Source organism: Arthrobacter sp. GW822-FHT05G07 (genome assembly GCF_058799755.1).
Genome location: NZ_JBXALT010000001.1, coordinates 293515 through 315376, shown reverse-complemented (window position 1 = coordinate 315376; position 21862 = coordinate 293515). Strand labels below are relative to the sequence as shown.

Below are 21862 nucleotides of genomic sequence, written 5' to 3'. Positions count from 1 at the left end.
CGGACAAGCCTACCGGTGCTGCCTTGTTGTACTGTTAATGGGTCGCAACTGGCGTTGGGTGGACTACCACCAGGGAGCGGCAATCACGAAGACCACGGATCGTACGCCTGGGCCGAGGGTCATGTCTTACCGTCGCACGCACGTGACCGATGCCTCCTGTCATCAAGGGGACGCGGGAATGCTGCTGCCGGTAGCCTGACCTGTAGCACCACCCGTTCCCTAGCCAGGAGATCTCCGTGACTACCACCACTTCAGCGTCTGTCAGCAACCAGTCGCTCGCCGATCTCGATCCCGAGATCGCAGCAGTCCTCAACCAGGAACTTGGCCGCCAGCGCGGCACCCTGGAAATGATTGCGTCCGAAAACTTCGCCCCCCGCGCCGTGATGGAAGCCCAGGGCTCCGTCCTGACCAACAAGTACGCCGAGGGCTACCCGGGCCGCCGCTACTACGGCGGTTGTGAATACGTCGACGTCGCTGAGCAGCTCGCCATCGACCGCGTCAAGGAACTCTTCGGCGCCGAGTACGCCAACGTCCAGCCCCACTCCGGTGCCCAGGCAAACGCTGCAGCGCTCTCCGCCATGATCACCCCGGGCGACAAGATCCTCGGCCTGTCCCTGGCACACGGCGGACACCTGACCCACGGCATGAAGCTCAACTTCTCCGGCAAGCTCTACAACGTAGCGGCTTACCAGGTTGAAGAAGACAACTTCCGCATCGACATGGACAAGCTCCGTGAGCAGGCCATCGCCGAGAAGCCGCAGGTCATCATCGCCGGCTGGTCCGCGTACCCGCGCCACCTCGACTTCGCTGCCTTCCGCTCCATCGCTGATGAGGTGGGCGCGCTCCTCTGGACGGACATGGCCCACTTCGCAGGCCTCGTTGCAGCAGGACTGCACCCGAGCCCCGTCCCGCACTCCGACGTCGTCACCTCCACCGTTCACAAGACCCTCGCCGGTCCGCGTTCCGGTGTGATCCTGGGCAAGCAGGAGTGGGCCAAGAAGCTCAACTCCAGCGTCTTCCCGGGCCAGCAGGGCGGACCGCTCATGCACGTCATCGCCGCCAAGGCCGTTGCTTTCAAGATCGCCGGCAGTGAAGAGTTCAAGGAGCGTCAGGAGCGCGTCCTCGAGGGTGCCAAGATCATCGCTGACCGTCTGAACCAGTCCGACGTTGCCGAGGCCGGCGTCTCGGTCCTCACCGGCGGCACCGATGTTCACTTGGTCCTGGTTGACCTGCGCAACTCGCAGCTGGACGGCCAGCAAGCCGAAGATCTTCTGCACTCCGTGGGCATCACCGTGAACCGCAACGCTGTTCCGTTCGATCCCCGCCCGCCGATGGTCACCTCCGGTCTCCGCATCGGTACGCCTGCCCTGGCTACCCGCGGATTCGGTGCTGCTGAGTTCACCGAGGTTGCAGAGATCATCGCCACCGCGCTCAAGGCCGGTTCCTCAGCAGACGTCGAGTCGCTGCAGGCCCGCGTGGACAAGCTCGCCGCCGACTTCCCGCTGTACCCGCAGCACGAGCAGTGGTAACCCGCGCTCCCGCAGCAATCAGTAAACAAGCACAACCCGGGCATTGAACCGGGGCTGACGGGACCCGCCGCCATACCCCACGGCAGCGGGTCCCGTCTGCTTGGGCCTCCCCACGGCCCACTCACGCAGGTCACCCACCAGAAAGAGCAGATGGAATGACACAGTCCACCGCACAGATCCTCGACGGCAAGGCCACCGCCGCAGCCATCAAGGCAGAACTGACCACCCGCGTTGCAGCCTTGGCAGCCAAGGGAATCGTCCCGGGCCTGGGCACCATCCTGGTGGGATCCGACCCCGGCAGCACCTGGTACGTCGGCGGCAAGCACAAGGACTGCGCCGAAGTCGGCATCCAGTCCATCCGCCGCGACCTCCCCGAGGACATTTCCCAGGAAGACCTCCTGAAGGTTGTTCGCGAGCTCAACGACAACCCCGAGTGCACCGGCTACATCGTCCAGCTTCCGCTGCCCAAGCACATCGACCAGGACGTCATCCTGGAAGCCATGGACCCGGACAAGGACGCCGACGGCCTGCACCCCATGAACCTTGGCCGCCTTGTGGCCAACGTCAACGGCGAAATGAAGTCCCCGCTGCCCTGCACGCCCAAGGGCTGTGTGGAGTTGCTTCGCCGCCACAACATTGAACTCAAGGGCAAGCGCGTCCTGGTGGTTGGCCGCGGCGTCACCATCGGCCGCCCCATAGGCCTCCTGCTGACCCGCAAGGAAGTCAACGCCACCGTCATCCTTGCCCACACCGGAACGGTGGACCTGCCCGCGGAACTCAAGCAGGCCGACGTCGTGATTGCCGCCGCCGGCGTGCCGCACATGATCAAGGCTGAAGACCTCAAGCCGGGCGCAGTGGTGCTCGACGTCGGCGTCAGCCGCGTTGACGATGGCAACGGCAAGGCTGTTGTCACCGGAGACGTGGATCCGGCCGCTGCCGACGTCGCTGCCTGGCTGTCCCCGAACCCGGGCGGTGTGGGTCCGATGACCCGTGCCATGCTGCTCGCGAATGTGGTGGAGAGCGCTGAGCGCCAGGCGGGCATCGCGTAGGTTTCCGCGAACACAGCCGTGGCCCGTTTCGGGGCTAAGCTGCCGAAGATGCCGTGCGCACGGCATCATCGGCAGCCAAGCCCCGAAACGGCCTCGCAGCTGACGCTTTCACATATCGGTGGGCGCTACTAGTCTGCTGAGGGTGCACAATGAAGCAACCCGCTCTCCGACACCGTCTCCGACACCGTCACCAACACCGTCAGAATCGTCGCAAACCAGCTTCGACATGAACCGACCAACCGTCATCAGCGCGCGGAACCTCACCAAGGCCTATGGTGAACTCACCGCCGTGGACAACATCTCCTTCGACGTACCCGCCGGGGAGTCTTTCGGTCTGCTGGGACCCAACGGCGCCGGCAAATCCACCACCATGAAAATGATCGGTGGAGTCTCGCAACGCACCTCGGGAACGCTGAACATCATGGGTTTGGACCCGGAATCCCACGGACCCGAGGTCAGGGCGCACTTGGGCGTGGTCCCGCAGCAGGACAACCTGGACGAAGAGCTCAGGGTCCGCGAGAACCTGATCGTCTACGGTCGCTACTTCGGCCTGCCCCTGAGCTATCTGCGCCCCAAAGCCGACGAACTCCTGGAGTTCGCGCAGCTGACGGACAAAGCGAACTCGAAGGTGGATGCGTTGTCCGGCGGCATGAAGCGGCGGCTCACCATCGCGCGGTCGCTTATCAACGAGCCGCGCATCCTGCTCCTTGACGAGCCCACCACCGGCCTTGATCCCCAAGCCCGCCACATCCTCTGGGACCGGCTCTTCAGGCTCAAGGAAAGCGGCGTGACGCTGATCCTCACTACGCACTACATGGATGAGGCCGAGCAACTCTGCGACCGCCTGATCGTGGTGGACAAAGGCCGCATCATGGCCGAAGGTTCGCCCGCCAACCTCATCCGCGAGCACTCGTCGCGCGAAGTACTCGAGCTCAGGTTCGGTTCCGAGCGCAACGCGACCATCGGCGTCGAACTTCAAGGCATCGGTGAGCGCCTGGAGACGCTGCCGGACCGAGTGCTCATCTACGCGCACGACGGCGAGGCCGCGCTGGAGCAGGTCACTGCCCGAGGGCTGCGGCCCATGACCTCGCTGGTGCGCCGCTCGTCGCTGGAGGACGTGTTCCTGCGGCTGACCGGCAGGAGCCTCGTTGACTGACAATCAAAGCACGACGGCGGAGCGGCCGTTGCGGGCCCACTCACCCGAGGTGTCGGCTGCCCGGGCGCGACGCTGGGGCTCGTTCTTCTATGCGGAGCAGGTGCTTCGCGTCATGCGCAACTACGGCTGGTCCGTCATCTTGTACAGCGTGGGGCAGCCGGTGGCGTACCTGTTCGCCATGGGAGTCGGGCTCGCCAGCCTGGTGGACGCCAACAGCGAGGCCGCGTTCGGAGGCGTCAGCTATCTGGAGTTCGTGGCTCCGGCCCTGTTAGTCTCCGCTGCGGTGATGACGGCGTCGGGGGAATTCTCTTACCCGATCATGGACGGCTTCAAATGGCGCCGCGTGTTCTACGGCCCGCATGCCTCGCCGTTGATTCCGCAGCAGATCGCCAGTGGCCACATCATGGCCAGTTCCCTGCGGTTCCTGCTTCAGTCGGTGGTCTACTTTGTGGTGGTGGCGCTGTTTGGCGCTTCACCGAGTCCGTGGGGTTGGGTCTCCGCCATTGTGGCCACGGTGGCTGCCCTGAGCTTTGGCCTGCCATTGATGGCCTACGCCGCGAGCATCACCCAGGACAAAGGGCAATTCGCGTTGGTGCAACGCTTCATTGTGATGCCGCTGTTCCTGTTCTCGGGGACGTTCTTCCCGCTGGATTCGTTGCCGATCGCAGTTCGCTGGATCGGCTGGATTTCACCCGTCTGGCATGGAACCGAATTGGGCCGGGTGTTCACCTACGGGATGGACCAGGACCCGTTGCTGACCATCACTCATATTGTGTTCCTGCTGGTGACGGCAGTTGTGGGCTGGGTGCTGGTGCGCCGCCAATTCGTGAAGAGGATGGGCTCATGAGTGTCCTGACAGGTGGCCACAGTGCCACGGACCTGGCCCGCGAGCGGAAGTTCGGTTCCCTGTACTCCCGTAACGCCAAGGCAGTGGTGGGCCGAGGGCTGATGGCGGCCAAGAGCAGCACCTGGCTGGTGATGGTGTCCGGGTTCTTCGAGCCGGTGCTGTTCCTGCTGGCCATGGGCGTGGGTATGGGCTCCATAGTGGGCACGGTCCAAGGCCCGGGCGGCGAGGAAATCAGCTACGCCGCGTACATCGCGCCGGCGCTCCTGGCGGTCTCCGCCATGAATGGGGCCATTTACGACTCCACCTGGAACGTTTTCTTTAAGATGAACTTCGCCAAGCTGTACCAAGGGATGCTCTACACGTCCCTGGGTCCGCTGGACGTAGCCATCGGCGAGATCTTCCTGGCTCTCCTTCGGGGCCTCCTGTACGCCACGGGTTTCACGGCAGTCATGGGGGTGATGGGCCTGCTCACCAGTTGGTGGGCCATCCTGGTCATTCCCGCCTCGGTGCTGATCGCTTTCGGCTTCGCGAGCTTCGGGATGGGCATTACCAGCTTCATGAAGACTTTCCAGCAGATGGACTGGATCAACTTCTTCCTGCTGCCCATGTTCCTGTTCAGTGCCACGTTCTACCCGCTCAGTGTGTACCCGCAGGTCATCCAATGGTTCATCCAGGCCATGCCACTGTGGCACGGCGTGGAACTCCTGCGGCAGATCAGCGTGGGCTCGTTCAGCCCGGCCACAGCTATCCATGTGGGCTATTACGTGGTGATGATCGCGCTGGGCATCATGCTGACCACGGGCAGGCTGCGCCAACTGTTCCTGAAGTAGGAACGGCCGGCGCAGCCCGCCCCGGTTCTAGGCCGTTTCGATGTCGGCCATGGTCAGCTTCGCGTGGTCGCGCAGGCCCCAGGAGCAGAGTCCCATGACTGCCAGCGCGGAGACGGTGTAAATCACGACGCCGATCGGGTCACCGTGGGTGGCGATCAGCAACGCTGTGGCCACGGTGGCTGCCGTACCGCCACCGAGTGCAGAACCAATCTGGTAGCTCGCCGAGATGGCTGAATAGCGGGAGGCAGCTGGGAACTGTTCGCCCAGGAACGCCGGCAGCGGGCCCTGCGGCACTGTGTTGAGCGCGCCACCCAACGTGAACATCAGCAGGGCAATCCATCCGGTGTGTGTCTCGATGGCCGGGAAGAACGCCACGAAGTAGATGATGAGCATCACGGAGCCGCCCACCATCACCGGCTTACGGCCAATCTTGTCCGAAAGGATCGCGGCCAGCGGCGCCGAGATGACGCTGGCCACCGCGCCCCACAGCTGGAATTGCAGTGATTCGCTCCCCGTGTAGCCGTGCTGGAGCACGTAGGACATCAGGAACACTGTGGCGATGTAGGTGAAGGTGTTGTAGCCGTAGCTCACGCCGATGGACATCAGGATTTGTCGCGGGTGCGACTTCATGACAGCGAGCAGCGGAATGCGTGGTGTCTCGCCGGTAGAGGGGCGCTCGTCCTGGGGGAGGGTCAGCCGGGCAATAAGGCCCGCGACCACCAGCAGGCCGCCGATCCAGAAGGGAACCCGCCAAGCGAAGCTGGCCACTTCACCGCCTGCAATGGCGTCGGTGAGCGAAAAGACGCCGGAACCCATCAGCACGCCCAGCCCAATGCCCATGCTTGTGAAGCTTCCCCACAGTCCTCGACGACCTGCCGGTGCTGCCTCGATTCCCACCAGGGCAGCTCCGCCCCATTCACCGCCGGCAGAGAACCCCTGAACCAGCCGCAAGGCAATGAGCAGCATGGGGGCGGCCGCACCGATCGAATCTGCACTTGGCAGGCAACCAATCAGGAAGGTGCTTCCACCCATGAGGATGAGCGTCAGGATCAGGATCTTCCGCCGTCCGAGGCGGTCGCCGAAGTGGCCCAGGACGATCCCGCCCAAGGGGCGGGCCAAGAATCCTGCGCCAAAGGAAGCGAATGCCACCAAGGTTCCGGTCAGGGGGTCAAGGTTGGGGAAGAACAGCTGTGGGAACACCAGAGCTGCTGCCAGGCCATAGATGGTGAAGTCATAAAACTCCAGTGCTGTTCCAAAGCAAGAGATGAAGAAAGTACGCGCAGCGGAGACGGGGCGCTTGGACGATGGACCTTGTGGTTCCAGCGCAACATTGGGCTGAAGGGATTGCGGCAAGGAAGTGCCTTTCGTTGGGTGTTTGTTGGAGTGATGAGGGTTAGAAGACCTGGAAGCCATCGCGTGCGGCGTCGGCAGGGTTGGCAGCGGCGTAGGTGAGGGAGCAATTGACGGCATCAATGCTGATTGTCAGCAGTGTCTGCCACTGCTCGTGCCGGGGTGCCGAGGCATCCGGATGGAAACAGACCACGGAGGACGCTCCCTCGGACGAGCAGAACTGCTTGGCCCGGTCCGCGACGCTCAGGCCCGCCAGCTCCGGCGTTACGCGCCCAAGGTGGGCCAGGCGCTGGGGCGACAACGCACCGTCGTCGATTGCGTCCTCCTCTGCGAGGACGGGATCCAGGAAGTGGTTGGTGTGGAGCAGCCAGCCGTCGCCGCCGGGATCCACGACGGCGGTGCCCGCGGGGGAGGTCTCGATGCTGACGGCCCGGCGTGGGGTGCTTCCAGCTGTGAACACTGTAAAGACCGTGGAAGCGCTGACCCTGGCCGAGGAAGCGATGGCAATGGCTTGTTCGATGCTCGACGCTTCATCCAGGATGCGGCGGGCGATCGCGTGCACCGGCACTCCGGCGGAGTCGTCGTCGCTGGAGTGGGCAAGGATGTTGAAGTGAAGGCCGAGGCCCTCACTGTTGACGCCGATCTTTCCCAGCGTCCCGAACTCCGTGAACGTCTTGGTGGTCCGTCCCCGGGAGGGGTCCAGCTCGAGCAGGAGTCCTTCCGGCGCCAGGTCGTCGTGCCAATCCCAGGTCTGCATGGTTTGCGGCGCCCCAGTGCCGGCAGGTGCGTAGACCGCCGTTGAGCATTCGTGGGAGCTGACCTTCTTAGGCGCCGCCGCCAGGATCTCAGTGCGAGCGTTGACCACACTAAGTTCCCACGTCTCGAGTCCGGCGCCGTCGGCCCAGCCTTCGGCTTCCTCTGCCAGTGCGGGACTCCAAACACGCAGGGCCTCGTGGCTCCGCTCCGCAATGTCGCGGACCTTCTGCGGGGCGACGCCGAGAGTGGTGAAGAAGTCACTGTAGAGCTTGGCGGTATTGCGCGTCTGCGCATCCCAGGTGCGGCCGATGTCCAAGCCGCGCTCGCGGGGATCGTACGCGGTTGATGTGTGGCGGTGAAGCTGCATGGGTCTCCTTGAGGGGGCCTATCCCGTTCGGGGCGAGTGGCTCCGGGATGATGTGGATCACTGGTGACGCTCAAAGTACGGAACAAAAACGTTTTTGTGTAGCTGGCTCAGAAGATTTATTCTGTTTTCTGAAACCAGTTCCCAAGGTGACGGCAGGTGTGGACGCATGGCCCGCGAACTTCAGCAGGGTGCCACCATCTGGGACGTCGCCCGCAAAGCCGGAGTGTCGATCACCACGGTGTCGCACTCGCTCAACGGCAAGGGCAACATCAGCGAGACAACCCGGGAACACGTCCGTGCCGTCGCTGCGGAGATGGGCTACGTCGCGGACGCCATGGCGCGAGGGCTGCGAAGTTCAAAGATGAATGCGATCGGACTGGTGTTTCGCTCCCTGGACAGCCTGGGCAACTACGGTCCCAATGGCGTGGACGTTTTCATGAAACTTGCAGGAGCGGCTGCGGCGGAGACGCTCAACAGGAACCTCGGACTGATGCTGGTACCCGACCTGAGCCGTGGACCCTTGCCGCCGTTCTCCATGTCCTTGGACGGCTATATCGTCTTCGCGCCGCACTTGGATGACCCCGTGGTGGCTTTGCTGGAGAAACGCGGAATTCCCTACGTCACCTGGGACCGCGACCCGGGCCGCCCCGGCTTCCGGAACTGGGTGGCACACGACGATGCAGCGTCCACGCGAACTGTCCTGGACCATCTGGCTGCGGCAGGAGCTGCATCCATTGCCTATGTTGGAGGCACAGACAGGAACGCCTGGAACTTCGATTGCGAGGCCGCCTACGTTGATTGGTGCCTGGAAACCGGCACGGAGCCCCGGATCTACCACGTACCCGAACGTGACGGCGTGGAGGGTGGCCGCGAGGTGGGCGCACGGATCCTGGCTGATGGTTTACCCGGCGCAGTGTTCTGTTTGACGGGCAGACACGCCAGTGGCGCAGCCCAGGCCCTGCAGGAACGTGGCGTCCGCATACCCGGGGAGCTGCTGGTGTGCACGGGCTCGGACTCCGAGCACTCACGGCAGCACCAGCCGCCGATTTCCGCACTCGACGTCGACATCCCGGCCGCCGCTGCTGCCCTGGTGCAGCAACTCGTTGACGTCATGGACGGTACCAAGGATCCCGCGCCGGTCCTGCTCCCCGCCCGGTTCTTGGAGCGCGACTCCACCTTGCCCCACAGGATCCCTTTCCACTAATGGATTTTTGTACAAAACTCCCTTGTTCGCCGTCCGTGGAAGCGGACAGGGCACCTTTGCGCATTTGAGAGAATGGGTTCATGCAATCTCTCGGTGACCCGCACCCGTCCACGTCCCCCGCCGGAAAAGGCCTGTTCAAGGGCTTCCGCATCGGCGGCCTGGGCATGACAGTCGTCATCATCGCCTTCCTGGTAGCCGTCATCTTCGCGGCCAACCAGAACGATGTTGTGGGCTGGGTTGTTGCTGTCGTCGCTTTCGGCTGGTTGGCCTTGGCAACGTTTGTGGTGCTGAGCATTCGCAAGGCCGCGCAGCGGGCCGGTGCCAAACTGACCGAAGCGCAAAATGCCTTCAACGCCGCAGCCGGCCGGGCGCCGTCGTCGTCCGCTGCTGACAGCGGTGGCACGCGCGTTGTTGCCGAACGCAGCAAAGCCGATGAAGTCCGCGACCTCAAGCTGGACCACTCATTCAAGATTGTCCAGGTGCAGGTCCGGGTAGTGGATCAGGAACGTGCCAAGGGTGCAACGGCGGACCAGGACACCATCAACCGCGCACTGGAAACCATCGCCATAACGGCTACGAATGCGCGGGACATGATCAAGTCTTCCGGAGGCTCGGACGAGCCCATGGCCGGCACCATCATCGACTAGAGTAGAGCGGGTGAGTACGGCATTGAAGAAGGACTTCCTTCGCATCGCATCAGTAAACGTCAATGGCCTGCGGGCTGCCTACAAGAACGGCATGGCGGAATGGCTGGAGCCTCGCGAGGTAGACATTCTCTGCCTGCAGGAAGTCCGCGCTCCTGACGACATCGTCAGGAAGCTGATCGGCGAAGGCTGGCACATCCTCCACACCGAAGCCGAGGCCAAGGGTCGTGCCGGTGTGGCCATCGCTTCCCGCGAGGAGCCCACCGCTACCCGCGTTGGCATTGGCGACGATTACTTCGATACGTCCGGTCGTTGGGTTGAGGCCGACTACACCGTGCAAAATGCTGCCGGTGAGTTCACTACTCTCTCCGTTGTGAGCGCTTATGTGCACTCCGGTGAGGTTGGCACACCCAAGCAGGAGGACAAGTTCCGTTTCCTGGATGCCATGACCGTCCGCCTGCCTGAGCTCGCGAAACACAGCGACCACGCCTTGGTGGTTGGCGATCTCAACGTCGGTCACACTGAACTCGACATCAAGAATTGGAAGGGCAACGTCAAGCGTGCCGGCTTCCTCCCGGAGGAACGGGCATACTTTGACCGCTTCCTCGGTGAAGAAATCGGATGGAGGGATGTCCACAGGGGCCTGGCAGGTAATGTCGCCGGCCCCTACACCTGGTGGTCACAGCGCGGTAAGGCCTTTGACACTGACACAGGCTGGCGCATCGACTACCACCTGGCCACTCCGGGCCTCGCAGCAGCCGCTTTCTCGGCTGTAGTGGACCGGGCGCCTTCGTGGGACACCCGCTTCTCTGACCACGCACCGCTGGTAGTCGACTACCGGCTCTAAGCTTCCTAAGGTATTGCTCCATGACTAGTTCCACCACGACCGAAACCGGCGCATCGGCTGATGCTGCCACCGAACCCAAACCCGTGACGTCCACCAAACTGGCTGTGGGCGCCAAGCACCGGGTCTTGTCCGGGATGCAGCCTTCCGCCGACTCCCTGCACCTTGGCAACTACCTCGGCGCCTTGGTCAACTGGGTCCGGATGCAGGACGAGTACGACGCCGTGTACTTCATCCCTGACCTGCATGCCATCACGGTGCCGCAGGATCCTGCGGAGCTCGCCCGACGTACCCGGGTTACTGCAGCCCAGTACATCGCGGGCGGCGTGGATGTAAACAAGTGCACGCTCTTCGTTCAGTCCCAGGTTCCAGAGCACGCCCAGTTGGCGTGGGTCCTGAATTGCATCACCGGCATGGGTGAAGCCGCCCGCATGACGCAGTTCAAGGACAAGGCGCAGAAGCAGGGCTCGGACCACGCCAGCGTTGGCCTGTTCACGTATCCCATCCTCCAAGCCGCCGACATCCTCTTGTACCAGCCGCATGGCGTGCCGGTGGGCGAAGACCAGCGCCAACATGTGGAATTGAGTCGCGACCTCGCCAACCGCTTCAACAGCCGCTTCGGCGAGACGTTCCAAGTGCCCGAGGCCTTCATTCAGAAGGAATCGGCAAAGATCTACGATCTCCAGAACCCCACGGCCAAGATGTCCAAGTCGGCGGAATCACCGGCCGGCCTCATCAACCTGCTGGATGATCCAAAGACTGTAGCCAAGCGCATCAAGTCAGCCGTCACGGACACCGAGACCGAGATCCGCTACGACCGCGAGAACAAGCCGGGCGTATCCAACCTGCTGACCATCTACTCGGCCATCAGCGGCACACCGGTGGACAAGATCGTGGGCGACTACCAAGGGAAGATGTACGGCCACCTGAAGGTTGACTTGGCCGAACTTGTCTCCGGACACCTGGCGCCCATCCGGGAGCGTGCCAACGAACTCCTGGCCGATCCCGCAGAGCTGGACCGGCTCCTGGCCCTCGGCGCGGACAAGGCACGTGAAATTGCGGCCGCAACCCTCGCCGATGTCTACTCCAAGGTTGGTTTCCTGCCCTACCGCGGCGATTCCTCTCACGGGAACCAGGGAGTCCGCTAAGTCCATGTGCTCCGCTGGCCAGCTCAACGTCAAGACCGGCACCCGAGAGGGTGCCGGTCCGGACGACTCCCGCCAGCCCGCTGTTTCCGGCGCCGATTGCGGTGCCGGTGACACCATGTGCGTCGGTGTCATCCTCGGTTTCCCGCCGGAGATCGCCCGTGAACTCCAGGAATGGAGGGCCTCGTTCGGTGATCCGATGGCGGAGGTCATTCCCGCGCACATCACCCTGATCACCACTACGCCCACGCAGGACTGGGCCGCTACCCGGGAACACGTCCGGGAAGTTGCACAGGCCCAGCAACCTTTCGATATCACCATTTCCGGCACGGGTTCCTTCCGGCCCGTCTCGCCGGTGGTGTTCGTCAACGTGGAAGAAGGTTTTGAAGAGTGCGTGCAGTTGCACGAGAAACTTCAAACCGGTCCCCTGGAACGGACGCTGCCCTTCCCGTACCACCCGCACGTCACCGTGGCCCACGATGTTGCCCAGGAAAACCTCGACGAAGCTGAAACGGTCCTCAGGGATTACCGGGCGACGTTCCCTGTGGTTAGCATGGGACTTTACGAGCACGACACCAATGGAATTTGGCAGCTACGGGAAGAGCTCGACTTTGGCGGCGATACTGACGAAACACAGCAAGCGGATCCAGTCCGCAGAGGCGGACGTTCCTCCGCTGCCAACTGAGCTGGCAAAACTCAAACTCCAACTCCTCCGCAAGAGGCAGGATTGGGGCCATGCCAAGCGCGCCGGCGAGGGCCTTCCGAAAAAGATGGGCGCGTTCTTTGCCCTCTTCCTAGCCAGATTGAACACCAACCGGGCCATGCGGGCCTTCCAGCACTACACCCGGCAGCACGGGCCGTTGCTGAGTGCCGGCATCGGCTTCAACATGTTCTTCTCCGTCACGGGTTTGCTCACCACAGGTTTCGCCATTGCCGGGATTGTCCTGGGAGGTAACCCTGCACTGCAGGATGCAGTGATCGACAGTGTGGCTGCTGCTGCCCCCGGGCTACTTCAGGTGAACGGCGGCGAAGGGTTGGTGGATCCACAGTCCCTGCTCAACCCGTCGGGACTTGGATGGACGGCCCTCATCGCTGCGGTGGTGACAGTCTTTGTTTCCCTGGGTTGGATCGCCAGCATCAGGGAAGGTCTTCGGGGGATCATGAAGGCTGACCCTTTGGTGCGCAACCCGATAGTTCAAAAACTTATCGACGCCGGCACGCTGCTGCTCCTGGGCGTCATCCTTGTCATCAGCGCAGGCGTCTCGCTCGTCTTTGGTATTGCGGCGGACTGGCTCATTGCTTTGCTTAAGTTGGACGAGGGAATCACCGAGCCCATAGCGGCCATCGTCAAGATCGTGGTTCCGCTCGTGCTGAACTGCGCGACGGCGGCAGTACTGTTTCGGATTGCCGGTGGCCTCAAGCTGGGGCGCCGCGCGTTCCTGGAAGGCGTGGTGCTGGCGGGCGTTGGCACAACGGTCCTGCAATTCTTTAGCACCGAACTTCTTGCCCGCTCCGGCAACAATCCGGTGCTGGCATCGTTTGCAATCATCATCGGCCTGCTGATCTGGTTCAACCTTGTGAGCCAGGTGTACCTGGTCTCAGCGTCGTGGTCAGCTATTCGTGAGGCTGACACGGAGTCGGGGGAGTCCCCGCGCAAGAAAGTCCTCGGTTCGCGTCGCGTGGCGCCCCGCACCTGATCTGGAGGCCGCCATGAACAACCAACTGTGGATCGCTTGCCTCCTCGGGGCTGCAGCGGGACTCGTTGTTGGCCAGTTGGTTTTCAACTCGCCCTTTCTGGGCATCCTCCTTGGTGTTGGTCTAGGCGCTCTGGTCGGCGCTGCAGTGGGACCCCGCCGCGGATAGCCGGAAGTGTCCCACTGCGGTCAATTTCCTACGGCGCCTTCACCAGCCCTTCCCACGCAACGGTCCAGTCCGAGGGGAATCCCGGTGCGTGCCGCTCCGGCCCGTTGTCCCACCCTGCCGCCATCAGGGCGACAGCCGCCAGAAGTCCGCCGTTGCCCGGTAAATAGAGCGGCAAAGAGTCTGTTTGGCGATTGTGCCCGTTGGGAAGGACCGTGTTCTTGCCGGCGCTCAGGAGGAGCGCATCCACGGCGGCCTCAGGATCCTCGAGCCGCGCGGCGGTCATAGCCATGACGGGGTAGTCCCAACCCCACGTGCTGCCCCAGTCCCAGTCGGCCAGGACGTCGGTTAGGGTCGCGCGCATGATGTCCGGATCAATGATGTCGGTCCGGGGGAGAACACCCAAGGCGCACAGCATGGACGGGTGATCGGTGCGAATGGTGAAGGGCTCCACGTCGATCGCAGCGTACACGCCGTCGATCACCCGCGGGGGCACCATGCCGTCCGCTACTGTCGTCCACGCCTCCGCAGGCTCCAGCCCGAGCCGCGCGCGCCACGCCGCCGCCGCCCGCAGGCCCCACTGCCAGTACGCCAACTCAAACGTGGGGTTAGTGACCTTGGCCCGGATGGAGCCGTAGCTTTCCTGTGCAGGGATCAAAGGAGGGCCCAATTCGAAGCCGCGCGACGTTGGGTGCGCAAAGCTGGCCATGAAGGCAGCCGACTCGAACACGATCTCCGCAAACTCCTCCAGCAGTTCCCGGCTGGGATTGGCCCGGTACGCCAGTTCCGCCAGATGGATGGGGTGAGGCTGTTGCCAGATCAGAAACGTCCCAATGGGACTCGGGCTCTCCCTGCCGTCCGGTCCAACCTGTTTGGGCCAGCGGACGCCGTCGAATCCTTGCGCTTTGGCCGTCTGCCGGGCTGACTCCAGCACGGTGGAGTACCACCGCAACGACGGCAGGAGCAGCTCTGTCCGATTCCACTGCGCAAAGTGCGCGGCATGCCACCAGTGCATCTCCACGTGGAACCGGCCGCGCCATGAATTGCAGACCAGCCCGGTCTCCTGAGGCGGCAACGAGCCCGAGCAATTAACCGCGGTCAGGTACTGCGACAACACGATCCTGCGTTCCAATTCCTTGGCCCGGGCATCAGGCGTCGCATCAAGTTCGATCGCCCCGCCGGAGGACCAGAAACCCGGCCAATAGGCCGCTGAGGCGGCCGCCACGCTTCCCGCCGGTGAAAGCTCGACGCCGGTCCTTCCTCTGGGGGCAGCGTTCCTCTCCGCGGTGTCGCCGGTCAGCCGATTAGTGCCGCGCGGGATGCAGTCGCCGTCGCCTGCGGAAAGAAAGGCAACCGAAAAGTCCATCAGGTTGCCGGCGTCGGCCGTTGCTACTACGAGCCGGTGCTGTCCGGTCAGTTCCACTCCCAGGTGGGGACCGGTGATCACCACTTTGTAGCGGGAGTTGTCCAGCGCACGGTGGACTGTCCATGCTTCACAGCCATTGTGGTCTCGCGAAGCCCCGGGCGCATCGAGCGATGTGGTGTGGGCGTCTGCGCTGCTCCAGTCCGCGGCGTCATGCCACGCCTCAGACCCGTAAGGGAAGCCGACGTTGACAACCAACCCGGCACCAAGCGCCGTTGACTCCACGCGGAAGCCCACCTCATCTCGGTCCGGGTGACACGCCGTCGTGACGTTGACGGGGTGACCCGCCAGCGTAAAGCGGCTGGTGACCACCCCCGTCCACAGGTCCAGTGTTTGCTCGGCCACGGAAATTTCGTCTTCCGTGATTGCCCTCTCAACGCCGTCCTCGATCCAGCGGAAGCCGATCCGGCCCAAGTCCAGCCTGTGGACATTCGCGCGGAGCCAGGTTTCAGCCAGCGACGTGTCCGTCTCACGGTCATTGACGATGTCGCCCACCATGTCCACGTAGGGCACTGGACCCCGGGGCGAATCATAGAGAACGGTGGAGCCAGCGAGGTCGTACTCCTCCGGTGGCGGCACGGAGTGCCAGCCCCACTGCGCTTGCGTGCCCAGCAGCGTGCCAGGAGGCAGCTCGTCGCGCGCGCCCACTGGATAGGCGTCGGGCAACGACTGCAACCCGGTGAGGTCCATGGTGAACGCGAATTCACCGTTGCCCACTGAAACGGGGCTTCGTGGATCAAAGTGTTCTTGGCGTACGTTGTGTCGCCGGACCAGTGCCTCGCGATTGATGGCGGGGGATTGCGGATGATGGGTGGTGCTTTGGCTGTGCACTGCGCACGCCCTCCTGATGCTGCCTGCTGTGACTGCTGCTGGGGTCAATCCGGTCAAGTGGTTCTGGAGCGCGGTCTCCGCATATGGGGTGGTTGGATTCCCAAGTCGAGAAATCGTTTTCCGAAACGATTCAATCCTTGTTCCCGGACGAAGCCGTGTCAACCCCCTGGCTCGTGGAGGTGCTCGTGGCGCCAGCGGCTGCCTGCAGCAGGACGGTGTCTGTGAGTTCGAGGAGCGGGAAGAATGCCGCCCGTTCGTCGGGGCTGTTGTTGGGCTGATGAAGCGTGAGGAACAAGCCGCCGTCCAAGGTTCGCCCGATCATCCCGTGCCCGCCGTTGGCGCTCCATAGTGCGTCAGGCTCCTGGATCCAAGGGCCCAGGACTGTCCCGGATTCGCTGCGCGCGATTCCCATGGCGTAACCGTCGTCGCCGAAGCTCGACCACAGCATGATGAGTCGGCCGCTGGTAAGCCTGAAGAGAAATGGACCATCGGTGACGTAGACGGGGAACTCCCGGTCCTTCACTGGGGGGACATCCAGGGCGCGGGACCAAGGGGCTTCTGAGGCGCTGAAGAGGAAAACGGGCACGCCTTCCGCCCTTCGCAGGTCTTTCGTGAGGCGCTGGGCGAGTATGGCGCCGTCATGCACTTGCTTCCATTCGTGGCAGAAAACCATCCAGGGCATACCCTCTTGGTCCACATGCAGTGTCCCGTCCAGGCATTGCCAATTGCGTGGCGTGACAGGGCCTTCGCTCCACGGTCGGTAAGGGCCTTCAGGGCGCTCTGCAGAAAGTATCTGTGTTCCACGGAGGCGACCAGGCGCAGTGAAGGTGGCAAACATGAAGTAGCGGCCTTGGTACTCGTGAACTTCGGGAGCCCAATATTGTTCTTGGCTCCAGAAGTCGGAGGATGGTCGGAACGCCGGGAAGGGGCCCTCCCAAGAGGCCAGGTCCTTGCTCCGGTAGCAGTCAAAGCCTGTGGCGGGTCCGGACCAGATGTTCTTGTCCGTGCTTCCGAAGAGCAAGTATTCGCTGGAACCGGGCAGCGACAGAAGGAATGGATCCCGGATTTGGATGTCGTCCAAAAGTGGGGACAAGGTAACTCCTGTGGGTTGAATTAGTTCATGGAGAAAACTATTGACGCATGAGTGGGTCCTTGATACGTTTCAGGAACCGTTTTCTCAGAGTTGAAAGAAGCTTACCCAATGGCGCGTAAATCTCTCGGTCGCATTCGAAAATCAATAGCAGTCCTGGCCACCGTGGGCATGTTGGGCCTCACCGTAGCCTGCTCCAGCCCGTCGTCCAACCAGCCCGAAGACGGCCCTGTCGAGATTCGGTTTTCGTGGTGGGGCAACGCCACCCGTGCTGAGCTGACCAACAAGGCCATCAAAGAGTTTGAGGCTGCCAACCCCAACATCAAGGTGAAGCCCGAGTACGGGGACATTGGAGGCTACTTCGACAAGTTGGCCACCCAAGTGGCTGCAAACGACGCACCCGATGTGATCACCATGGGCGGCGCCTACCCGGCTGAATACGCCAACCGCGGGGCCCTGCTGGACTTGTCCAAGGTTGAAGGGTCGCTCGACCTCTCCAAAATGGACCAGGGAGCCCTGGAAAACGGGCAGGTGCAAGGCAAGCAGTACGGTGTATCCACTGGTGCCAACGCCCTGGCTATCGTGGTGAACCCCGCCGTGTTCCAAGCCGCCGGCGTAGCACTTCCGGATGACAGCAAGTGGTCTTGGGACGACTTCGCCAAGACAGCCGAGGACATCACCGCCAAGAGTCCAAAGGGAACCTATGGGACGGCGACCGTTCTCACGCATGATTCACTGGATGCCTTCGCCCGCCAACGGGGCGAATCCTTGTACACGCAGGATGGCCAATTGGGCCTGGGCAAGGAGACCGTACAGGACTACTTCGATTTCTCCGTCAAGCTCAGCGAGTCAGGCGCCGCCCCCAGCGCCTCCGAAACTGTGGAGAAGCTCAACGTCAGCACCGAGCAGACACTCATGGGTATGGGGCAGGCCGGCATGATGCTCACGTGGACCAACTCCCTGTCCGCCCTCAGCAAAGCCTCGGGTGCCGAACTGAAGCTGCTGAAGCTGCCAGGCGAGACTCCCACACCCGGAATCTGGCTCCAATCCTCGCAGTTCTACACCATCTCTGCCCGTAGTAAGCACACGGATGCTGCCGCCAAGCTGGTCAGCTTCCTGGTCAACAATGAGGCCGCAGCAAAGATCATCCAGAGCGACCGTGGCGTGCCCAGCAACTCCGGAATGCGCGCGGCCATCCAGGACTTGCTGACACCTCAGGGGAAGGTGGAAGCCGCGTACATTGACCAGATCGGGAAGATGGACTTTGCCCCGACGTTCATCGGTCCCACCGGTTCAACCGCGGTCTCCGAAATCACCGCCCGCATCAACACCGAGGTCCTGTTCAAGAGGCTGAGCCCGGACAAGGCTGCGGAGCAGTGGCTCAGTGAAAGCAAGTCGGCCATAGGCAAGTAGTACCCGTCTGCATGGGTGGTCCGGCCCTTTAGCCGGCGTCGCGGACCTCAAGATAGGGGTCCGCCCAGGCGCCGATGATCCGCGCAACCCGTGCTGCCTGGCCCTTCCCGGTGAGGAGGTGCTCGCTGCCTTCCAAGGAGATAAAGCTCCGGGGATGCCGGGCAGTACGGAAGATTTCGCTGGCGTTGTCGATCCCCACGGTGTTATCGGTGGGGGAGTGCATCACCATCAGCGGCTTGTGGAGGGTACGGATGCAGTCGCGCAGATCAGCGCGCTCCACGTCCTCCACAAAGTGGCGGCGAACCTCCATGGGCCGTCCGCCGAGGTCCACCACGGCGCTGCCATCGCGCAGGATGGAATCAATTTCGGCGTCGAACATGTGCTCAACGTGCTTGGGCTCGTAGGGCGCGCCAACGGTCACCACGGCGTTGAGGCCGGGGATGTCGCGGGCTGCGGCAAGCACCGCTGGGCCTCCGAACGAGTGGCCGACCAGGAGTGAGATTCCCCGGCCTTGCTCCCGCATGAAGTCCGCCGCAAGGATGGTGTCGGCTACCTTCACGCTGAACGACCCCGCAGACCATTCACCAGCGGAGCCACCCAAGCCCAGGTTGTCGAAGCGCAGCATCCCCACACCTTGCTCAGCGAGTCCCTTGCAGATGCGTGAAGCTGCAGGGCTGTCCTTGCCGAGAGTCAGGCCGTGAGAGTACAGGCCCCAACCACGGACGGGACCTTCGGGCACGTCCACGATGCCGGCCAGGGCATCGCCGGTGCTTCCCATGAAGCTGATCTTCTCAGAGCGTGACACGCTGATCTCCTTGCGTTGCGGTGACCGTTACGGTGAGGACCGGTGACGGCACGTGATAAACGACGACGGCGCCACCCACCATCAGTGGTGAGCGGCGCCGTCGTCGTGTGTGTTCTTAGGTGAACGCTGAACTAGATCTTGCGGGCCAGGATGGCCTGCTTGACCTCGGCGATTGCCTGGGTCACTTGGATGCCGCGGGGGCATGCTTCCGAGCAGTTGAAGGTGGTGCGGCAGCGCCACACGCCTTCTTTGTCGTTCAGGATCTCAAGGCGCATGTCGCCGGCGTCATCACGGGAATCGAAGATGAAGCGGTGGGCGTTGACGATCGCAGCCGGACCGAAGTACTGGCCGTCGGTCCAGAAGACCGGGCAGGACGAGGTGCAGGCAGCGCACAGGATGCACTTGGTGGTGTCGTCAAAGCGCTCACGGTCCTCGACGGACTGCAGGCGTTCCTTGGTGGGCTCGTGGCCCTTGTTGATCAGGAACGGCATGACTTCGCGGAAGGACTGGAAGAAGGGTTCCATGTCCACGATCAGGTCCTTCTCCACAGGGAGGCCCTTGATCGGCTCGACGGTGATGGGCTTGGTGGTGTCCAGGTCCTTCAGCAGCGTCTTGCAGGCGAGGCGGTTGCGGCCGTTGATGCGCATGGCATCCGAACCACACACACCGTGGGCGCAGGAGCGGCGGAAGGAAACACTGCCGTCAATCTCCCACTTGACCTTGTGGAGGGCATCCAACACGCGGTCCGTGCCGTACATGGTCAGCTTGTAGTCGTCCCAACGCGCTTCGTCCGAAATTTCGGGGTCGTAGCGGCGCACGCGCAGCGTGATGTGGAAGGTGGGGATTTCACCGTCGCCGGCAACGCTAGCCGGGAGCTCGATCTTGGAAGCGGGCTCTGCCATTTCGGTGGTCATTAGTACTTACGCTCCATCGGCTCGTAACGGGTGAAGATCACGGGCTTCGTCTCAAGACGGATGCCCGCAACAGATTCCGCCGAGGAGTCGACGGTGACGGAAGTGTCCAGGTACGCCATGGAGTGCTTCATGAACTTCTCGTCATTGCGGTCCGGGAAGTCCTCGCGGTAGTGGCCGCCGCGTGACTCTTCACGGTGCAGCGCACCGACGGTCATGACCTTGGCCATGTCCAGCAGGAAACCCAGTTCCACGGCTTCCAGGAGATCCAGGTTGAAGCGCTTGCCCTTGTCCTGAACGGTGACGTGCTTGTACCGCTCTTCGAAGGAAGCGATGTCGCGAAGGACCTGCTCCAAGGATTCCTTGGTGCGGAACACCTGCATGTTGGCGTCCATGGTGTCCTGCAGTTCCTTGCGAATCTGTGCAACACGCTCGGTACCGTTGCCGGTGAGCAAGCGGTCCAAGATGCCACGGGTCATTGCCTCGGGGTCCTCGGGGAGCTCGACGTAGTCGGCCGTCTTCGAGTACTCCGCAGCAGCAATACCGGCGCGCTTACCGAAGACGTTGATGTCCAGGAGCGAGTTGGTGCCGAGACGATTCGAGCCGTGCACTGACACACAGGCAACTTCACCGGCAGCGTAGAGACCCGGCACGATCGTGTCGTTGTCCTGCAGCACTTCGGTGGTGATGTTCGTGGGGATGCCACCCATGGCGTAGTGCGCGGTGGGGAACACGGGGACAGGATCGGTGAACGGTTCCACACCCAGGTAGGTGCGGGCGAACTCCGTGATGTCCGGAAGCTTGGCTTCGATGTGCGCGGGCTCGAGGTGGGTGAGGTCCAAGAGGACGTAATCCTTGTTCGGACCACAACCGCGGCCTTCGCGCACTTCGTTCGCCATGGCGCGGGCCACGATGTCACGGGGTGCGAGGTCCTTGATGGTGGGAGCGTAGCGCTCCATGAAGCGCTCACCCTCCGAGTTACGCAGGATGGCACCTTCACCACGTGCACCCTCGGTGAGGAGGATGCCCAAGCCGGCGAGGCCGGTCGGGTGGAACTGGAAGAACTCCATGTCTTCCAGGGGGATGCCGCGGCGGAACGCGATGCCCATTCCGTCACCGGTGAGGGTGTGCGCGTTGGAGGTGGTTTTGAACACCTTGCCGGCGCCGCCGGAGGCGAACACAACGGACTTGGCCTGGAAGACGTGCAGTTCACCGGAAGCGAGGTCGTAGGACACGACGCCGGCAACACGCTTCTGCTTGTACGGGGTTCCGTCTTCGCGTACTGCGTCTTCTTCGACGATCAACAGGTCAAGGACGTAGTACTCGTTGTAGAACTCAACGTTGTGCTTGACGCAGTTTTGGTACAGGGTCTGCAGGATCATGTGGCCGGTGCGGTCGGCTGCATAGCACGCGCGGCGGACGGGTGCCTTGCCGTGGTCACGGGTGTGGCCACCGAAGCGGCGCTGGTCAATCCGGCCCTCGGGCGTGCGGTTGAACGGCAGACCCATCTTTTCAAGGTCCAACACGGCGTCGATGGCTTCCTTCGCCATGACCTCGGCTGCGTCCTGGTCAACCAGGTAGTCGCCGCCTTTGATGGTGTCAAAGGTGTGCCATTCCCAGTTGTCTTCTTCGACGTTGGCCAATGCTGCGCACATTCCACCCTGAGCTGCACCGGTGTGCGAGCGGGTGGGGTAGAGCTTGGTCAGTACCGCGGTGCGTGCTCGCTGACCGGATTCGATCGCGGCGCGCATGCCGGCGCCACCTGCACCGACAATGACGACGTCGTACTTATGGACCTGCATACCAGA

The 21862-nt window shown here is 62.8% G+C and carries 20 protein-coding genes and 1 riboswitch; of the genes, 13 read left to right on the top strand and 7 right to left on the bottom strand.

Annotated features, from left to right (window positions below; translation table 11 throughout):
• Positions 1-34: 34 nt before the first annotated feature.
• A riboswitch (ZMP/ZTP riboswitch) is annotated at positions 35-120 on the top strand.
• 116 nt (positions 121-236) lie between these two features.
• From glyA to AC1RJY_RS01335, 5 genes are all read left to right on the top strand, one after another.
• Positions 237-1529 (top strand): serine hydroxymethyltransferase, encoded by a 1293-nt coding sequence (gene glyA / locus AC1RJY_RS01355; protein WP_014921067.1) that lies wholly within the window; start codon positions 237-239, stop codon positions 1527-1529.
• Between the two features lie 155 nt (positions 1530-1684).
• Positions 1685-2578 (top strand): bifunctional methylenetetrahydrofolate dehydrogenase/methenyltetrahydrofolate cyclohydrolase, encoded by an 894-nt coding sequence (locus tag AC1RJY_RS01350; protein ID WP_498601011.1) that lies wholly within the window; start codon positions 1685-1687, stop codon positions 2576-2578.
• 226 nt (positions 2579-2804) lie between these two features.
• Positions 2805-3734, top strand: coding sequence for an ABC transporter ATP-binding protein (locus AC1RJY_RS01345; RefSeq protein WP_043805892.1), 930 nt, complete (start codon positions 2805-2807; stop codon positions 3732-3734).
• Positions 3727-4581, top strand: a complete 855-nt coding sequence (locus tag AC1RJY_RS01340) for an ABC transporter permease (protein ID WP_210064379.1) — start codon at positions 3727-3729, stop codon at positions 4579-4581. The genes AC1RJY_RS01345 and AC1RJY_RS01340 overlap by 8 nt, the downstream gene beginning before the upstream one ends.
• Positions 4578-5411 (top strand): ABC transporter permease, encoded by an 834-nt coding sequence (locus tag AC1RJY_RS01335; protein ID WP_011773963.1) that lies wholly within the window; start codon positions 4578-4580, stop codon positions 5409-5411. The genes AC1RJY_RS01340 and AC1RJY_RS01335 overlap by 4 nt, the downstream gene beginning before the upstream one ends.
• Before the next feature lie 27 nt (positions 5412-5438).
• Here the strand turns inward: AC1RJY_RS01335 and AC1RJY_RS01330 are convergent, their stop codons facing one another.
• Positions 5439-6764, bottom strand: a complete 1326-nt coding sequence (locus AC1RJY_RS01330) for an MFS transporter (RefSeq protein WP_498601008.1) — start codon at positions 6762-6764, stop codon at positions 5439-5441.
• 40 nt (positions 6765-6804) lie between these two features.
• Positions 6805-7884, bottom strand: a complete 1080-nt coding sequence (locus tag AC1RJY_RS01325; RefSeq protein ID WP_011773965.1) for a C45 family autoproteolytic acyltransferase/hydrolase — start codon at positions 7882-7884, stop codon at positions 6805-6807.
• 166 nt (positions 7885-8050) lie between these two features.
• Here AC1RJY_RS01325 and AC1RJY_RS01320 point away from each other — a divergent pair, with 166 nt between their 5' ends.
• The 7 genes from AC1RJY_RS01320 to AC1RJY_RS01290 all read left to right on the top strand — a co-directional run bounded on the left by AC1RJY_RS01320 (position 8051) and on the right by AC1RJY_RS01290 (position 13584).
• The gene (locus AC1RJY_RS01320) at positions 8051-9088 is read left to right on the top strand and encodes a LacI family DNA-binding transcriptional regulator (protein WP_210064377.1); all 1038 of its coding nucleotides are present in this window, start codon (positions 8051-8053) and stop codon (positions 9086-9088) included.
• 80 nt (positions 9089-9168) lie between these two features.
• Positions 9169-9735, top strand: coding sequence for a hypothetical protein (locus AC1RJY_RS01315; protein ID WP_014921074.1), 567 nt, complete (start codon positions 9169-9171; stop codon positions 9733-9735).
• 10 nt (positions 9736-9745) lie between these two features.
• Positions 9746-10579, top strand: a complete 834-nt coding sequence (locus AC1RJY_RS01310) for an exodeoxyribonuclease III (RefSeq protein ID WP_011773968.1) — start codon at positions 9746-9748, stop codon at positions 10577-10579.
• Between the two features lie 20 nt (positions 10580-10599).
• A complete protein-coding gene (trpS, locus tag AC1RJY_RS01305; protein WP_498601005.1) occupies positions 10600-11724 on the top strand; it encodes a tryptophan--tRNA ligase in 1125 nt (374 codons plus the stop codon).
• Positions 11725-11728: 4 nt separating this feature from the next.
• Positions 11729-12406 carry a 2'-5' RNA ligase family protein gene (locus AC1RJY_RS01300; RefSeq protein ID WP_014921075.1) on the top strand — a complete coding sequence of 226 codons (678 nt, stop codon included), beginning with the start codon at positions 11729-11731 and terminating at the stop codon, positions 12404-12406.
• A gap of 85 nt (positions 12407-12491) precedes the next feature.
• A complete protein-coding gene (locus tag AC1RJY_RS01295; protein ID WP_210066128.1) occupies positions 12492-13418 on the top strand; it encodes a YihY/virulence factor BrkB family protein in 927 nt (308 codons plus the stop codon).
• Positions 13419-13431: 13 nt separating this feature from the next.
• A complete protein-coding gene (locus AC1RJY_RS01290) occupies positions 13432-13584 on the top strand; it encodes a hypothetical protein (protein WP_167532107.1) in 153 nt (50 codons plus the stop codon).
• A gap of 28 nt (positions 13585-13612) precedes the next feature.
• Here AC1RJY_RS01290 and AC1RJY_RS01285 read toward each other — a convergent pair whose 3' ends face one another.
• Positions 13613-15835 carry a hypothetical protein gene (locus AC1RJY_RS01285; protein WP_498601003.1) on the bottom strand — a complete coding sequence of 741 codons (2223 nt, stop codon included), beginning with the start codon at positions 15833-15835 and terminating at the stop codon, positions 13613-13615.
• A gap of 130 nt (positions 15836-15965) precedes the next feature.
• On the bottom strand, positions 15966-16928 hold the full coding sequence (locus AC1RJY_RS01280; RefSeq protein WP_043469899.1) for a glycoside hydrolase family 43 protein: 963 nt from the start codon (positions 16926-16928) through the stop codon (positions 15966-15968).
• 108 nt (positions 16929-17036) lie between these two features.
• On the opposite strand from AC1RJY_RS01280, the gene AC1RJY_RS01275 reads away from it, so the two are divergent.
• Entirely contained in the window at positions 17037-18338 is a 1302-nt protein-coding gene (locus AC1RJY_RS01275; protein WP_498601002.1) for an ABC transporter substrate-binding protein, read from the top strand.
• Between the two features lie 28 nt (positions 18339-18366).
• Here AC1RJY_RS01275 and AC1RJY_RS01270 read toward each other — a convergent pair whose 3' ends face one another.
• The 3 genes from AC1RJY_RS01270 to sdhA all read right to left on the bottom strand — a co-directional run bounded on the left by AC1RJY_RS01270 (position 18367) and on the right by sdhA (position 21856).
• Positions 18367-19143 carry an alpha/beta hydrolase gene (locus tag AC1RJY_RS01270; RefSeq protein ID WP_498601000.1) on the bottom strand — a complete coding sequence of 259 codons (777 nt, stop codon included), beginning with the start codon at positions 19141-19143 and terminating at the stop codon, positions 18367-18369.
• A gap of 131 nt (positions 19144-19274) precedes the next feature.
• Positions 19275-20057, bottom strand: a complete 783-nt coding sequence (locus AC1RJY_RS01265; protein WP_011773975.1) for a succinate dehydrogenase iron-sulfur subunit — start codon at positions 20055-20057, stop codon at positions 19275-19277.
• Positions 20057-21856: a succinate dehydrogenase flavoprotein subunit gene (gene sdhA / locus AC1RJY_RS01260; protein WP_014921081.1), complete on the bottom strand. Its 1800-nt coding sequence runs from the start codon at positions 21854-21856 to the stop codon at positions 20057-20059. The genes AC1RJY_RS01265 and sdhA overlap by 1 nt, the downstream gene beginning before the upstream one ends.
• Positions 21857-21862: the final 6 nt, after the last annotated feature.

Excerpts from the sequence above, each read along its gene's own strand:
- AC1RJY_RS01350 (WP_498601011.1), top strand. The coding sequence starts at position 1,685 with ATGACACAGTCCACCGCACAGATCCTCGACGGCAAGGCCACCGCCGCA.
- AC1RJY_RS01345 (WP_043805892.1), top strand. The coding sequence starts at position 2,805 with ATGAACCGACCAACCGTCATCAGCGCGCGGAACCTCACCAAGGCCTAT.
- AC1RJY_RS01335 (WP_011773963.1), top strand. The coding sequence starts at position 4,578 with ATGAGTGTCCTGACAGGTGGCCACAGTGCCACGGACCTGGCCCGCGAG.
- AC1RJY_RS01325 (WP_011773965.1), bottom strand. The coding sequence starts at position 7,884 with ATGCAGCTTCACCGCCACACATCAACCGCGTACGATCCCCGCGAGCGC.
- AC1RJY_RS01320 (WP_210064377.1), top strand. The coding sequence starts at position 8,051 with ATGGCCCGCGAACTTCAGCAGGGTGCCACCATCTGGGACGTCGCCCGC.
- AC1RJY_RS01315 (WP_014921074.1), top strand. The coding sequence starts at position 9,169 with ATGCAATCTCTCGGTGACCCGCACCCGTCCACGTCCCCCGCCGGAAAA.
- trpS (WP_498601005.1), top strand. The coding sequence starts at position 10,600 with ATGACTAGTTCCACCACGACCGAAACCGGCGCATCGGCTGATGCTGCC.
- AC1RJY_RS01300 (WP_014921075.1), top strand. The coding sequence starts at position 11,729 with ATGTGCTCCGCTGGCCAGCTCAACGTCAAGACCGGCACCCGAGAGGGT.
- AC1RJY_RS01295 (WP_210066128.1), top strand. The coding sequence starts at position 12,492 with ATGGGCGCGTTCTTTGCCCTCTTCCTAGCCAGATTGAACACCAACCGG.
- AC1RJY_RS01290 (WP_167532107.1), top strand. The coding sequence starts at position 13,432 with ATGAACAACCAACTGTGGATCGCTTGCCTCCTCGGGGCTGCAGCGGGA.
- AC1RJY_RS01275 (WP_498601002.1), top strand. The coding sequence starts at position 17,037 with ATGGCGCGTAAATCTCTCGGTCGCATTCGAAAATCAATAGCAGTCCTG.
- AC1RJY_RS01265 (WP_011773975.1), bottom strand. The coding sequence starts at position 20,057 with ATGACCACCGAAATGGCAGAGCCCGCTTCCAAGATCGAGCTCCCGGCT.
- sdhA (WP_014921081.1), bottom strand. The coding sequence starts at position 21,856 with ATGCAGGTCCATAAGTACGACGTCGTCATTGTCGGTGCAGGTGGCGCC.